We start from the raw sequence: 13,331 nt of genomic DNA, 5'->3' as shown, positions 1-13,331 counted from the left end.
TCAAAAATAAAATTGACCAGCCCGTGCAGAGCGAATCTGGCGTCATGCCGAGCCCGAAGGGAGCAGCCCGGCTCCCTAGAGGTACCGCTCGACCTTCTTGCCGACGGTCAGAAACCGTAGCGGATCGATTGCCTCGCCGTTGTGGCGGACCTCGTAATGCAGATGCGGGCCGGTTGAGCGGCCGCTGTTGCCGGTCTTGCCGATGATGTCTCCGGCATCGAGCTTCTGTCCGACGGCGACGTCGATTTCGCTGAGATGCCCGTAACGCGTCACAAAACCGTTGCCGTGGTCGACCTCAATCATGCGGCCGTAGCCGCCGTTCCAGCCGGCCTTGACGACCACGCCGGCTGCCGTGACCTTGGCCGGCATACCGATCGGCGCCCTGAAATCCATGCCGGAATGCAAGGCGGCCGTGCCGAGGATAGGGTCGGTGCGCACGCCGAACGGGCTGGTGACGCTATGGCCGGGCGCGGGGTTGGCGAGCGGCAGCCGCCGCGCTTCCTTTTTAAGATGATCCAGCGCATCAAGAGCCTCGTCCAACTCCTTGACCTTGCTGTCGAAGACCAACGAGCTGTCGAGTGGTATCAGCGGGCCACCGACGTCGCTCTTTTCGAAGTCGCTATCGACGGGCAGGCCGGCGGCCTCGAGCGCCTGCGAGATCGCGTCGGCGCTTTTGTAGGCATTGTCGGCAAGTGTGGCGATGCGGGTGAGCTGCTGGCTCTCGATGGCCTTCAGCGAGTTGTTGATCGAGACGAAGAGCTTGTCTGCCCGGTCGGCCGCGCTTTCGCTCGGCAGCGGATCGGCGCGGGTCGACCACAGTGAGAACGGCCTGGTGTCGTTGCTGGGAAGGGGGACAGCAAGGCTGGCGACGGAATAGGCCATCGGCTGGATGCTGCCGGTCGCGGCGGCATGTTCGTCCGGCTTTGCCGTCGGCACGGGCGGCGTTGCGACCTCGTTTTCGGCTCGTTCGAGGATCGGCCCGAGGCGGCCGTGACGCAGGCTGAGCTGGCTCTGCCGTTCCAGCAGCTCGCTGACCTTGGTTTCCATCAGCTGCTGATCGAGTAGCTGGCGGCTGGTGATGCGGTCGACCTGGCTGCGCAGTGCCGAGATGCGGTCTTCGTAGGCCTGCTGCATGCGCGCCTGCCGCGCCGTCGTGGCGCCGATCAGGTCGTCGCGCAGCACCAGATAAGAGGTCGCCAGCAGGTAGCCGATGACGATCGCCGCCAGCGCCGAGCCGCAAAATGCCGCAAGCCACGGGCGTATGGTGAAATGCCTTATCTGGTCGCCCCGGGCGATGATGACCGTGTGGGGCTCTTTGCGTCTGCCGAAGACCGCTGACTGACTGGCTACGTTCACGGGACCAAGCTTTCGTTACGACACCAACGACGAGCCTGATTACACATTATTAGGGTTAACAAAGTTTTGTCGGATCGAACGAAGGCAAAGGTCTTCGCGTAAAACGGGCATCGCATTGCAACGGCCTGGCGCAGATCTCAAAGCGCGCGAACCGCCTCCAGCACCTCTTCGGCGTGCCCCTTGACGCGGACGTTGCGCCAGATCCTGGCGATGCGCCCGTCGCGGCCGATCAGGAACGTCGCCCGCTCTACGCCCATATAGGTGCGGCCGTAGAGCTTCTTTTCCACCCACAAATGGTAAGCCTCGATCACTTTGCGCTCTTCGTCGGCGACAAGATCGACGCTCAGATCGTACTTCGCCTTGAATTTGTCGTGTTTCTTGGCGCTGTCCGGCGAGAGCCCGATGACGACAGCACCGGCCTTTTCGAACTCTGGCTTCAACTGCGAAAAGCCGATCGCCTCGTTGGTGCAGCTTGTGGTGTCGTCCTGTGGGTAGAAATAGAGTACGATGGGTTTTCCCAGCAATGCGGCGAGGCTGAGTGAACCGCCGCCGTCGCGCGGAAGATCGAATTGCGGCGCAACATCGCCCACGTCGAGGTCAGCCATACCGATGCCCTTGTTTGAAGTTACGCGCCAGGCTGCACCGATATAATGTCGAGCGGGGATTCGTCCACGATCGAATTCGTTTCAACGGAAGATTGCGTGGATCAGGAGCTACCGCAGCACGAGAAGATCAGGTTCAGGCGTGACGAGATCACCGACCTGGGAACCTTTCCGTCCGCGTGCCGCGTCCCGCCGCTCGGCCAGGCGTCGATCGGTCGCGGCGTCCGTTTGATGGCGCGGCTGTTTGCCGGCCTCGTCGCCCTTGTGCTGCTGGCTGCCGCCGGCGTCTACGCGATCGGCGTGTCCGGCTTCGGCTCGGAGCGGCTTCGCGCGGAAGCCGAAACGGCAATCGAGAAGTTGGCAGGCTTCGATGTCGACGTTGCCGTCGGGCCGGCCCGGCTGACGCTTGACGGGTCGAGCTTCATTGCGCTGCAGGTCAGCGACGTCAGCCTCAAGACCGCCGACGGAAAACCGATGGCCGACGCCGGCCGGGTCCGCTTTGGCATCCGGCTGATCCCGTTGCTTTCGGGCGAGGTGCGGCTGACCAGCGCCCGGATTTCCGACGCGCACATCGTCATGGCGGCAATGCCGTCCGGCGGTAACTGGACGGCGGAGCTGCGCAACCAGGACGGCCTCATCGATCCGGAAAAACTTTCCGCCGCCGTCTTCGCCAACCTCAACCGTGCGCTCGATGCGGTGCGCGAGGATTCGATGCGCCAGATCGATCTGCGCAACGTCGAGCTGGCACTGCCCGAGGCCGGATCGGTCGAGTCGGTCACCATCGCCGACGCCTCAGTCTCGCAATCGGGACCGGGAAGCATGGAGTTTTCATCCGACGCGGATGTCGACGGCAGGGCGCTTACCATTGCCGCTTCCGCCACCCGCGATCCGGCGACGCGACGCATCACCACGCTGGACGCCAGCATCCAGGCGGCGGATGCCGACGCTGCGGCAGCAGGTGGCAAATTGGGCGCGATCGCCTTGAAGCTGGCGGGGTCGGAAGGGACCGGCGACAACGGTTCGCGGCTGACCGCTGCCCTGTCGCTGACCGGATCGGTGCTCGATCTCGGTTCGCGCGGCCTGCTTCCGGCCGATATCGATCTCGATGCGACGCTCGTCGCCGGGTCGAACAAGATCCAGGTCGACAGTTTGCTGGTGAAAACCGGCCGCTCGACCTTCGATTTCGCCGGTTCGATCGGGCCGAAGCCGGCTACCGGCACAGCCGGCGAGGAGCCATCCTATCGTTACGACCTGACCAGCGACGGTTCGACCCTGGCGCCTTCGGATTCGCCGGAGCCGGCGCTCAGCTTCATCGCCCGTATTGCCGGCGTCTACCAGCCGACGAGCCAAAAGCTGATCGCCGAGCAGATCGGCGTCCGGTCCGGACCGGGCAGCGAAGTGCTGGGCACGGCTTCGGTTTCATTCGTCGCCAACCAGGCCCCGGGCATATCGGTGGCGCTCAATGTCCACGACATGCCGGTCTCGCACGTCAAGCAATTATGGCCGTGGTTTTCGGCGCGCAATGCCAGGCTGTGGGTGCTTAAGAACCTGTTCGGCGGCCGCGTCGCCAATGGCAGCCTGCAATTCCAGGTCGTGCCCGGACGGCTCGGCAACGGCGTGCCGCTTTCCGCCGATGAAGTGTTCGGCCGTTTCCAGGTCGAAGGATCGCGCTTCGATACGGCCGGCCGCATTCCGCCGATCCGCGATGCCGTCGGCGTTGTCGGCTTCCACGGCAACGACGTCGACGTCGCGCTGTCCTCGGGCAGCGTCTATATGCCTAGCGGCCGCACCGTGGCGGCAAGCAACGGCACGCTCACCGTCAAGGCGGCGAACCATCCGCCGGTGATCGGCGCGCTCGACATCGACGTCGCCGGCGAGGCGCCGGCAATCGCCGAACTGGCATCGTTTGACCCGATCAACGCCATGCGCCATGTCGGCCTGCTGCCGGACGACCTGTCCGGCACGGTGACCGGCCACGTCAAGGCTGATATTCCGCTGCAGTCCGGTGTCGACTCGTCCAAACTCGATTGGCTGGTGGCGCTCGACTACAAGGACCTGTCGCTGGCCAAGCCGTTCGAGGGCCAGACGGTCAGCCATGCCGACGGCTCGATCACGGTCGCGCCCGACCGGGCGGTGATCTCGGCCAAGGCACTGCTCAACGGGATTCCGGCCGAGCTCGACCTGATTGAGCCGCTGAGGGATGGCGGCCCGCCGCGCAGTCGTAAAGTAGCGCTGGTGCTCGACGACAAGACGCGCGCCATCGCCATGCCTGGCCTGTCGACGCTGCTTTCCGGAACCATCAAGGTGGCGATCGACAAGAGCGGCGCCGGCAACCAGAACGTGTCGGCCGACCTGACCAATGCCAGGCTGGACATTCCCTGGGCCGGCTGGAGCAAGGGCCCCGGCATTCCCGCCAAGGTCGTCTTCGCCATGGCGAAGACCGGCGACACCACGACGCTGTCCAATTTCGAACTCGACGGCAAGACCTTCTCCATCGACGGCAGCGCCGTGCTGATTAACGGCGCCTTGTCCTCGGCCCGGTTCAGCAAGGTCACGTTGAACAGGGGCGACGACGTCGCCGTCTCGGTGAAGCGGTCGGGCAAGACCTATGCGGTCGAGGTCAGCGGCAGCGCGTTGGACGCACGCTCGCTGATCAAGCAATTCACGTCCGATGTCGATACCGCCACCAAGACCACCGGCGTCGATGCGATCTCGGTCAGCGCCGACGTCAGCTCCCTGACCGGCTTCCACGACGAGGTGCTGTCGAATTTGAAGCTCGACTACAGCGCCGCCGGCTCCCGGGTGAACGGGCTCAAGGTGAGCGCCACGGCAAGTTCGGGGGCCGCGATCACCGTCAGCAACACCACCGGCGGCGGCCTGCGCACGCTCAACATGAAGTCGGCCGACGCCGGCGCCATACTGCGCTTCCTCAACATCTACGAGCATATGGAAGGCGGCTCGATCACGCTGGCGCTCACCGGGGCCGGCGACGGGCCGATGAAGGGCCAGGTCGACGCCAGGAATTTCGTTGTCGTCAACGAGCCGAAGCTCGCCTCGATCGTGTCGACGACGCCGGCCGGCGACAGCCGCAGCCTCAACGAGGCGGTCAAAGGCAATCTCGACACGTCGAGGGTGAAATTCGAGCGCGGCTTCAGCGAGATCGACAAGGGCAGTGGCTATCTGAAGCTGCGCAACGGCGTGCTGCGCGGCCCGCGCATCGGCACCACCTTCCAGGGCACGCTCTACGACCAGAACAACAACATGGACATGACCGGCACGTTCATGCCGGCCTACGGCGTAAACCGCATCTTCGGCGAACTGCCGCTGATAGGCGCGCTGCTCGGCAACGGCCGCGACCGCGGCCTGATCGGCGTCACCTACAGGCTCAAGGGCAACGCCAACAAGCCCAACCTGGAGGTCAATCCGCTATCGGTGATAGCGCCCGGGATTTTCAGGTCGATCTTCGAGTATCGGTGAGGTCAAAACCCAATTACCTCGAGCGACCGAGTTTTGATCTCAAGCGGCCGCTCGCCCGCCCGCGAATTCACGCCCATGATCCAAAGGCGACTGACGTCAGCCCGGGTTTAAATGGCCGCTTCCCGCCTAATCTCGGCCATTGAGGTGACCGTTACCATTGCCTGACAGCAGACATTGTTCTGACCATGATGGAGGTCGCGCGGTTGCGCCATTTCTGGACGTTTGGAACTAGGCATAAAGCAGACGTCGGTGCGAGTTCAGGATCACTCCTCGCCAGCGTGCCTTCGAGGAACGGCATTCATGATGGCCTCCGCCAGTTCTTCGAGGACGGAGGTATCGCCATTCGATGCGGCAAATAGCCTGAACTCCGCTTCTGGTAACTCTGGCAGACCGTAGCTTTCGGGTACCCTGACCAGGCCGTTTCTCAGCTGACTGGCGATCATCGGCGCTACAGCAAAGCCTGAGATGGCAGCCGCCCTCAGGCTGGAGTTGCTTCCGCAGATCATCACCGTGCGCTGGCTGATCCCGGCCTTGGCAAGCCGTTCAAGAGCAACTTCCCTGTAGGGGCAAGGTTCCGGCAACACCGCCAACGGCAGCGGGTCCGGAAGATTCACGCCGGTACGATCCGCCCATGCCCAGACAAGAGGCTCGCGCCACAGGAGGCGCCCCATCTCCTCACCCTCACATTGTGATCCGAGCACCAGTTCGATGTTGCCCTCCTTCATCTTCGAGAGGAGCGCACTCGGAATCCCGACTTGCACCTCGACCTGCAATCCGGGGCGATCAGCGCCGAATGCCTGCAAGGCGCGAAGGATGGGGACCTGTGCGAAGTCTTCCGAGAGGCCGACGCGAACCCTGCCGTGAAAGGGTGCCTGCGCCAGATCGGCCAAAGCATCCCGGTTAAGGGCGAGCATCGCCCGGGCATAGGCGAGCAGGCGCTCGCCATCGGGTGTCATCTCCAGCGAGCGCGTCGTCCTGTTGAGTAAGGGCTTTCCGACCTGCTCCTCGAGACGGCGCAGGTGCCCACTGACGGCCGACTGCGTAAGGTTCAGTCGCGCTCCTGCCCGACTGAAGCCGCCTTCGTCGAACACGGCGACGAACGTCCTGAGCAGGACCAATTCCAACATATATTCTGATCCATGATGAATATCGTCGATAATCTCAATTTCTATATCGAATTGAAATATGACGCAATGTGGTTCGTCACAATGAGCAAGGGTGATCCATGACCAGGCTACTGCATATCGTTTCCTCGCCCCGCAAAGAGCGTTCCGCCTCGCGTGAGGTCGCCGACGCCTTTGTTCAAACCTATCGTGCTCGGCGACCCGACTTGGAGATTTCAACGCTCGAGCTATGGGATGTCGACCTCCCCGAATTCGGTGAGGACGCGATGTTGGCCAAATATGCGGGGCTCAGCGGCACGCCGCTTACCCCTTCTCAACAGCAGGCATGGGCCACATTGCAAGAGTTGGCGCAACAACTGCACTGGGCGGATATTGTCCTGCTGTCGACGCCTCTGTGGAATTTCAGCATTCCCTACAAGCTCAAGCACTTCATCGACCTGGTATCGCAGAAGGATATCCTTTTCTCGTTCGATCCTGAACACGGGTTCGGAGGACTGCTCCGGGATAAGATCGCAGTGGTCGTCTATGCGCGAGGTCTCGACTATGCGTCGCAATCCATCACTCCGGCGCAGCGCTTCGACTTTCAAAAACCTTATATACAAGCGTGGTTGCGCTTCATCGGTATCGAAGATGTCCGCAGTCTAATCATCCAGAAGACCCTCTTTGGACCCGATATTGATCATGCGGCTCGCCAGGATGCGCGAGAGGCCGCGTCACGGCTGGCGGAAGACCTCCTGTCACGCACAACAGAGGCGATTGCATGATTATGAAGCGCTTGCTGCGGACAAGCGCGTTGATAACCCGTTCTGACCCCAGCTTGCACGTGCATCCCCGTCCACCGGGCGTAACAACTTTGGAGAACGGACGTCCGCAACGTCGCCTAAGCCGGGGCAGGCGCACCGATTCTACCTACGTCCGCTTTCAGGCAATGGATCAGTCCCGGCAAGGACCGTTTTGGATCAGATCAGGAGGCTGCTCGCGCGGAACTTAATGTCAGCTTGTATAGATCTCGCTTCTACGAGCAGCCGGTCCGCTTCCGGCCCCGAACAAGACGTTCGTCGAAGCGCCGCAGAACGTCCGCAATTTGCGCTACCTGCTCCTTCCGATCGATGAGACGAATGGCATCTCGGCCATTTCTCGGGAGCTAGCTGATTAACCTCGGCCGTGATTCCGAACCTAAGGTCCAGCGCCGCAAGATGAAACCGGTTTCGGAAAAGATCTAACAGGAAGGGCGGGCCCTGGTCAGACCGGCCGCACCAGAACGTGCTTCTTCTTGCCGAGCGACAGCTTTGCGACGTTTTCCTGGCCCACATCCTGCAGCGTCACCATCCGGCGGTCGTCTGACACCGGCTGGTCGTTGAGGCGCACGGCGCCGCCCTGGATATGCCGCCGCGCCTCGCCGTTGGACGCAGCCAGCCCGGCGGTGACGAACAGCGACAATATGCCGACGCCGGCTTCAAGTTCGGCCCTGCCCACCTCGACTGTTGGCAGTGTTTCGGCGAGCGCCCCTTCTTCGAACGTCTTGCGCGCCGTTTCGCTGGCCTCCTCTGCCGCCCCGCGGCCATGCAGCATGGCGGTGATTTCGGTGGCGAGGATCTTCTTGGCTTCGTTGATCTCCGAGCCGCCGAGCCGTTCGAGGCGCGCGACTTCGGCGAGCGGCAAGGTCGTGTAGAGCTTGAGGAAACGGCCGACATCGGCATCCTCGGTGTTGCGCCAATATTGCCAGAACGCGTACGGGCTCAACATCTCCGCATCGAGCCAGACCGCGCCCGAGGCCGACTTGCCCATCTTGGCGCCAGAGGAGGTGGTGAGCAGCGGCGTCGTCAGCGCATAAAGCTGCGCGCCTTCCATGCGATGGCCGAGATCGATACCGTTGACAATGTTGCCCCACTGGTCGGAGCCGCCCATCTGCAGCCGGCAACCGAGGCGCTTGTAGAGCTCGACGAAGTCGTAGGCCTGCAGGATCATGTAGTTGAATTCGAGGAACGACAGCGACTGCTCGCGATCCAGCCGGAGCTTGACCGAATCGAAGGCCAGCATGCGGTTGACCGAAAAATGCCGGCCGACATCGCGCAGAAAATTGACGTAGTTGATATCCATCAGCCAGTCGGCATTGTTGATCATGACGGCGCCGTTCGGGCCGCTGCCGAATTTGAGGTAGGGCGTGAAGTTGCGGCGGATGCCGGCGAGATTGTTCTCGATATCCTGCGGCGTCAAAAGCTTGCGCGCCTCGTCCTTGAACGACGGATCGCCGATCATCGAGGTGCCGCCGCCCATCAGCGCGATCGGCCGGTGGCCGGTCTGCTGCAGCCAGTAAAGCATCATGATCTGGATCAGCGACCCGGCATGCAGGCTCCTCGCGGTGGCGTCGAAGCCGATATAGGCGCTCACCGTTTCCGTGGCGAAAAGCTGGTCGAGGCCGGCATCGTCCGAGGTCTGGTGGATGAAACCGCGCTCGCTCATGGTGCGCAGGAAATCGGATTTGAAGGCGGACATTTTCTTTCCCGAAAAGCTTCCGGCCGAACGCGGCCCGGCTATGCATGAAGGCGGGCGTTTAGCACTCAAGCGCGATCAGCAAAAGTGGAATCCGGTTTTGCGTCCGCGCGGATAGCGTGCGGCCTGCTTGCGTCGTTGTTTCGGCTGGCGTAATGAGGCGCCGCGCCAGCGGGGCTATTCCTCTGGACCGCGCGGCATCGATCGAATGCCATATCCTGTGACAGAGTCGAGATGCCGGAGATATCCATCGTCATTCCTTGCCGGAACGAGGCGGCGAACCTGCCGCTTCTGCTCGACGAGATCGGCACTGCCATGGCCGGGCGGGACTTCGAGGTCATCGTCGTCGACGATGGCTCGACAGACGATACGCCTTCGGTGCTTGCCGCAGAGGCAGCGCTTCGCCGGTTTCCGCTGCGCCATCTCAGGCATGAAAAATCCGCCGGACAATCGCTCTCGGTGCGCTCAGGCGCCTGGGCGGCGCGTGGCGATATCGTCGCCACCATTGACGGCGACGGTCAGAACGACCCCGGTTACATCCCGGTGTTGATCGACGCGCTGCGGCAGGCTGGTCCCGAAGTCGGGGCCGCGCAGGGACAGCGTCTGAAGCGCCGCGACAGCAAGATCAAGCAACTGGCGTCGCGTTTTGCCAACGGGCTGAGAAAAGCCATCCTGCACGACGAGACGCGGGATACCGGCTGCGGCCTCAAGGCGATTCACACCGACATTTTGCGGAAATTGCCCTTCTTCGACGGCACCCATCGCTTTGTTCCAGCGCTGGTCATCCAGGAGGGCTACCGCGTCGTCCATTGCGATGTCGTCGACCGCTCCCGCCGTCACGGCAAATCGAATTACGGCATCTTCGATCGCGGCCTTCAGGGCGTGCTCGATCTTGCCGGCGTCTGGTGGCTGCGCCGCAGGCGCCGCAGAATGCCCAAAGTAGAGGAAATCAGGCATGGGTAACGTGCTTCAGGAATTGGCGACCTGGCTTCACGATGTTTTCGTCAAGCAATTCGATGCCTGGGTACTGCTCGGCTTCGTCGCCCAGTTCTTCTTCACCATGCGCTTTCTGGTGCAGTGGGTGGCGTCGGAAAAAGCCAAGCGCAGCGTCGTGCCGATTGCCTTCTGGTTCTTTTCGCTGTTCGGCGGCGGCCTGCTGCTGATCTACGCCATCCAGCGTCAGGATCCGGTGTTCATCGCCGGCCAGGCCATGGGCCTGTTGATCTATATCCGCAATCTCTGGCTGATCGCCAACGAGCGCAAGGCGGCGATGACCAAGGTCGATTGAGCCCGCCACCGCCTGAACCGGTCGAGCAAGCAACCCAGATTACTTGCCGTCCAGCCCGCCGTAGGACCTTACCAGATGGACCATGTCGGCCGAGTTGGCGGTCTCGCTCTCGAGCCCCTCGGCGACACCGATGCGGTCGGCGGCCGGGCGGTTCTGGCTGACTTTCCACTTGCCGCTGATTTCGGTGATTTCGATTTCCAGGCCGACGATGCCCTTGATCTGTGACTGGATGAAGGGTGCCGGCGCGTCGGTCACCGCCCATGGCGCCGAGCGGCTGCCCTCCTGCGACATCGTCAGATCGGAAATCTGCTCGGCCAGCCAATCCTGGTCTTCGATCACCGTGACGATGCCGCGCACCTGGACGATGGCGTAGTTCCAGGTCGGTACCACCTTGCCGGTTTCACGCTTGGTCTCATACCAGGACGGCGTCACATAGGCATCGGCGCCCTGGAAGACGACCAGCACCGGCGCCAGGGGATTGTCGGCCAAAAGCCGCCATTGCGGATTGGCCTTGGCCAGATGGGCGCGCAGCCTGCCGTTCGGCGGCACATCCGCGTTGAGCAGGGAGGGCGCGTCTAGAAGAAAGGGAATTGCGTTGGCGATCGGCCCCTCGGCGCCGTTCGAGACCAGCAGGCCAAGCGGATGCGACCGGATCAGCCCGTGCAGGACGTCCTGCCGGGTTTCCTGGAAGTGGGGCGGTTGGTACATCGCCGACTATCTCAGCCGCTTCGGCCGTGGGTCGGACAGTTCCCCGGCCAGCCGGCGGTCGAGGTAGTCCGCGCATTCCTCGATCAGAAGCTCCGCATGGTTGGCAAAGAAATGGTTGGCGCCGGGCAAGGTCTTCTGGGTGATGGTAATGCCTTTTTGCGTGTGCAGCTTGTCGACCAGGCCCTGCACGTCCTTGGGCGGCGCGACCTTGTCGGCGTCGCCGTGGATGATCAGGCCGGACGACGGGCATGGCGCCAGGAACGAGAAATCATAGGTATTGGGCTGGGGCGCGACCGAGATAAAGCCCTCGATCTCCGGCCGGCGCATGAGAAGCTGCATGCCGATCCACGAGCCGAACGAATAGCCGGCAACCCAGCAACTCTTGGAATCCGGATGCAGCGACTGCACCCAGTCGAGCGCTGCCGCAGCGTCGGACAACTCGCCGGTGCCGTGGTCGAACTCTCCCTGGCTGCGGCCGATGCCGCGGAAATTGAAGCGCAGCGTGGTGAAATTGCGCTTCTGGAACATGTAGAAGAGGTCGTAGACGATCTTGTTGTTCATCGTGCCGCCGAACTGGGGGTGCGGGTGCAGGACGATGGCAATCGGCGCGCTCTTTTCCTTCGAGGGCTGATAGCGACCCTCCAGACGGCCGGCCGGACCGGTGAAAATGACCTCAGGCATGAAATACTCCACTTGGCATAAATTGCGCGGCGCTCGGAACAACTTTTCCTCTGGCCCCAGTTTTCCCTAGGCCTTGACGCAGGGCGAGCGTCTTTCTAGAAGCTAGTTTAGAATTGTTCAAAACTGGGCTGCCAAAACTGTGGCTCGGCCACCCGCGCCGCAAGCCGCGTAAATAGGACGTCTTGCCTTGCAATTTCAAGGAAATAACGCGCTATCTTCGCGGAACGGCTTTTGAAGGGACCAGTTGGACGGAAATGGCCGGAGCACGCGCCTATCTCGACTACAATGCCAGCGCGCCGCTGCTTGCCGCCGCGCGCGCGGCGGTGGTCGCTGCGCTCGACGTCGCCGCCAACCCGTCCTCCGTGCATGCCGAGGGCCGCGCTGCGCGGCGGCTGATCGAGGATGCCAGGCGCAAAGTGGCGCGACTGGTCAACGCCAGGGCCGCGCATATCGTATTCACCTCCGGCGCGACGGAAGCGGCCTCGACGCTGCTGGCGCCGGACTGGCAGATGGGGCGCGGTGCTGTCCGTATGAGCCGGCTCTATGTGTCCGAGGCCGATCATCCTTGCCTGCTGAACGGCGGGCGTTTCCCAGCGGCACAGGTGACACGGATCGGCGTGGACGCCGACGGCGTCGTCAGGCTCGACGTTTTGGCCGAGGCTCTCGCCCAGCATGACAAGGCCGAAGGCTTGCCGCTGGTGGCCATCCACGCTGCCAACAATGAAACCGGCGTGATCCAGCCGGTCGGCCGCATCGCCGAAATCGTCAAGGCGGCGGGTGGCATCCTGGTTGTCGATGCCGTGCAGGCAGCCGGCCGCATTCCGCTCGATATCTCGGCGGGTTACGGTGATTATCTGATTCTTTCCTCGCACAAGATCGGCGGCCCCAAGGGCGTCGGCGCAATGGTCGCGGCGTCGGATCTGATGATGCCGAAGCCGCTGGTCAGCGGCGGTGGCCAGGAAAAAGGCCATCGCGGCGGCACCGAAAACCTGGCGGCGATTGCCGGGTTTGGTGCGGCCGCTAGCGAAGCGTCTGCCGGCTTGCAAACGATCGAAGCGGTGCGGCAGCGTCGCGACGAAATCGAGGCGATCGTTAAAACGCTTGTTCCGGACGCCGAAATCTTCGGGACCGGCGCTGCAAGGCTTGCCAATACCACATTCTTCGCTATTCCCGGCATCAAGGCCGAGACGGCGCAGATCGCCTTCGACCTTGCCGGTGTGGCGCTGTCGGCCGGATCGGCCTGTTCGTCGGGCAAAGTCGGGCCGAGTCACGTGCTGAAAGCCATGGGTTACGGCGATAGCGTTGGCGCGTTGCGCGTGTCCATCGGCCACGCGACCAGCGCCGAGGATATCGAGCTGTTTCGCGCGGCGCTGGCGACGATCGTTGCACGGCAAGCCGGTAGGGAAAAGGCGAACAGGGAAAAGGCCGCCTGAGCGCGGCGAAGGAATATTTGGGCCTTGTGGCCTGGTAGAGCCGTGCGTTCGAATTTGGCCGGGTGAATTTCCGGCATGAACGCACTATATGAAACTTACGCCGCCGCGGGTGCCCAAGGGTGCTCGTTCGCGGTGCCATAGTTTGAAAACTGCCGGGCCTTGACCCCGG

The 13,331-nt window shown here is 62.7% G+C and carries 11 protein-coding genes; 5 read left to right on the top strand and 6 right to left on the bottom strand.

All coding sequences use genetic code 11. The annotated features are described in order from the left end of the window. Nucleotides 1-75: 75 nt before the first annotated feature. Both NKH17_RS12345 and NKH17_RS12340 read right to left on the bottom strand, forming a co-directional pair. The gene (locus NKH17_RS12345; RefSeq protein WP_352896642.1) at nucleotides 76-1,356 is read right to left on the bottom strand and encodes a M23 family metallopeptidase; all 1,281 of its coding nucleotides are present in this window, start codon (nucleotides 1,354-1,356) and stop codon (nucleotides 76-78) included. A gap of 137 nt (nucleotides 1,357-1,493) precedes the next feature. Next, nucleotides 1,494-1,961 carry a peroxiredoxin gene (locus NKH17_RS12340; RefSeq protein ID WP_352649106.1) on the bottom strand — a complete coding sequence of 156 codons (468 nt, stop codon included), beginning with the start codon at nucleotides 1,959-1,961 and terminating at the stop codon, nucleotides 1,494-1,496. A gap of 96 nt (nucleotides 1,962-2,057) precedes the next feature. On the opposite strand from NKH17_RS12340, the gene NKH17_RS12335 reads away from it, so the two are divergent. Further along, the gene (locus NKH17_RS12335; RefSeq protein ID WP_352896644.1) at nucleotides 2,058-5,435 is read left to right on the top strand and encodes an AsmA-like C-terminal region-containing protein; all 3,378 of its coding nucleotides are present in this window, start codon (nucleotides 2,058-2,060) and stop codon (nucleotides 5,433-5,435) included. 263 nt (nucleotides 5,436-5,698) lie between these two features. Here NKH17_RS12335 and NKH17_RS12330 read toward each other — a convergent pair whose 3' ends face one another. Next, the gene (locus NKH17_RS12330) at nucleotides 5,699-6,562 is read right to left on the bottom strand and encodes a LysR family transcriptional regulator (protein WP_352896646.1); all 864 of its coding nucleotides are present in this window, start codon (nucleotides 6,560-6,562) and stop codon (nucleotides 5,699-5,701) included. A gap of 98 nt (nucleotides 6,563-6,660) precedes the next feature. On the opposite strand from NKH17_RS12330, the gene NKH17_RS12325 reads away from it, so the two are divergent. Then, nucleotides 6,661-7,323 (top strand): FMN-dependent NADH-azoreductase, encoded by a 663-nt coding sequence (locus tag NKH17_RS12325; protein WP_352896648.1) that lies wholly within the window; start codon nucleotides 6,661-6,663, stop codon nucleotides 7,321-7,323. Nucleotides 7,324-7,801: 478 nt separating this feature from the next. Here the strand turns inward: NKH17_RS12325 and tyrS are convergent, their stop codons facing one another. Next, complete coding sequence (tyrS, locus tag NKH17_RS12320; RefSeq protein ID WP_352896650.1) at nucleotides 7,802-9,055, bottom strand: tyrosine--tRNA ligase; 1,254 nt, start codon at nucleotides 9,053-9,055, stop codon at nucleotides 7,802-7,804. Between the two features lie 231 nt (nucleotides 9,056-9,286). On the opposite strand from tyrS, the gene NKH17_RS12315 reads away from it, so the two are divergent. Beyond that, on the top strand, nucleotides 9,287-10,015 hold the full coding sequence (locus tag NKH17_RS12315; protein ID WP_352477338.1) for a glycosyltransferase family 2 protein: 729 nt from the start codon (nucleotides 9,287-9,289) through the stop codon (nucleotides 10,013-10,015). Continuing rightward, nucleotides 10,008-10,340 (top strand): lipid-A-disaccharide synthase N-terminal domain-containing protein, encoded by a 333-nt coding sequence (locus NKH17_RS12310; protein WP_023674681.1) that lies wholly within the window; start codon nucleotides 10,008-10,010, stop codon nucleotides 10,338-10,340. Before NKH17_RS12315 ends, NKH17_RS12310 begins: the two co-directional genes overlap by 8 nt. A 39-nt stretch (nucleotides 10,341-10,379) precedes the next feature. Here NKH17_RS12310 and NKH17_RS12305 read toward each other — a convergent pair whose 3' ends face one another. Both NKH17_RS12305 and NKH17_RS12300 read right to left on the bottom strand, forming a co-directional pair. Then, nucleotides 10,380-11,048, bottom strand: coding sequence for an FMN-binding negative transcriptional regulator (locus tag NKH17_RS12305; protein ID WP_352896652.1), 669 nt, complete (start codon nucleotides 11,046-11,048; stop codon nucleotides 10,380-10,382). Between the two features lie 6 nt (nucleotides 11,049-11,054). Beyond that, entirely contained in the window at nucleotides 11,055-11,729 is a 675-nt protein-coding gene (locus tag NKH17_RS12300) for an alpha/beta hydrolase (RefSeq protein WP_023674683.1), read from the bottom strand. A 254-nt stretch (nucleotides 11,730-11,983) separates the two neighbouring features. On the opposite strand from NKH17_RS12300, the gene NKH17_RS12295 reads away from it, so the two are divergent. Continuing rightward, complete coding sequence (locus tag NKH17_RS12295) at nucleotides 11,984-13,162, top strand: cysteine desulfurase family protein (RefSeq protein WP_352896654.1); 1,179 nt, start codon at nucleotides 11,984-11,986, stop codon at nucleotides 13,160-13,162. Nucleotides 13,163-13,331: the final 169 nt, after the last annotated feature.

The organism is Mesorhizobium sp. M1334 (assembly GCF_040317995.1).
GTDB lineage: Bacteria > Pseudomonadota > Alphaproteobacteria > Rhizobiales > Rhizobiaceae > Mesorhizobium.
Note: the sequence above shows the minus strand (reverse complement) of the source record. Positions and strands in the feature narration are given on the sequence as shown.

What these genes read in the sequence shown, in the direction of transcription:
- NKH17_RS12295 (WP_352896654.1), top strand. Translation starts at nt 11,984, where the DNA reads ATGGCCGGAGCACGCGCCTATCTCGACTACAATGCCAGCGCGCCGCTG.
- NKH17_RS12325 (WP_352896648.1), top strand. Translation starts at nt 6,661, where the DNA reads ATGACCAGGCTACTGCATATCGTTTCCTCGCCCCGCAAAGAGCGTTCC.
- NKH17_RS12330 (WP_352896646.1), bottom strand. Translation starts at nt 6,562, where the DNA reads ATGTTGGAATTGGTCCTGCTCAGGACGTTCGTCGCCGTGTTCGACGAA.
- NKH17_RS12305 (WP_352896652.1), bottom strand. Translation starts at nt 11,048, where the DNA reads ATGTACCAACCGCCCCACTTCCAGGAAACCCGGCAGGACGTCCTGCAC.
- tyrS (WP_352896650.1), bottom strand. Translation starts at nt 9,055, where the DNA reads ATGTCCGCCTTCAAATCCGATTTCCTGCGCACCATGAGCGAGCGCGGT.
- NKH17_RS12315 (WP_352477338.1), top strand. Translation starts at nt 9,287, where the DNA reads ATGCCGGAGATATCCATCGTCATTCCTTGCCGGAACGAGGCGGCGAAC.
- NKH17_RS12310 (WP_023674681.1), top strand. Translation starts at nt 10,008, where the DNA reads ATGGGTAACGTGCTTCAGGAATTGGCGACCTGGCTTCACGATGTTTTC.
- NKH17_RS12340 (WP_352649106.1), bottom strand. Translation starts at nt 1,961, where the DNA reads ATGGCTGACCTCGACGTGGGCGATGTTGCGCCGCAATTCGATCTTCCG.
- NKH17_RS12300 (WP_023674683.1), bottom strand. Translation starts at nt 11,729, where the DNA reads ATGCCTGAGGTCATTTTCACCGGTCCGGCCGGCCGTCTGGAGGGTCGC.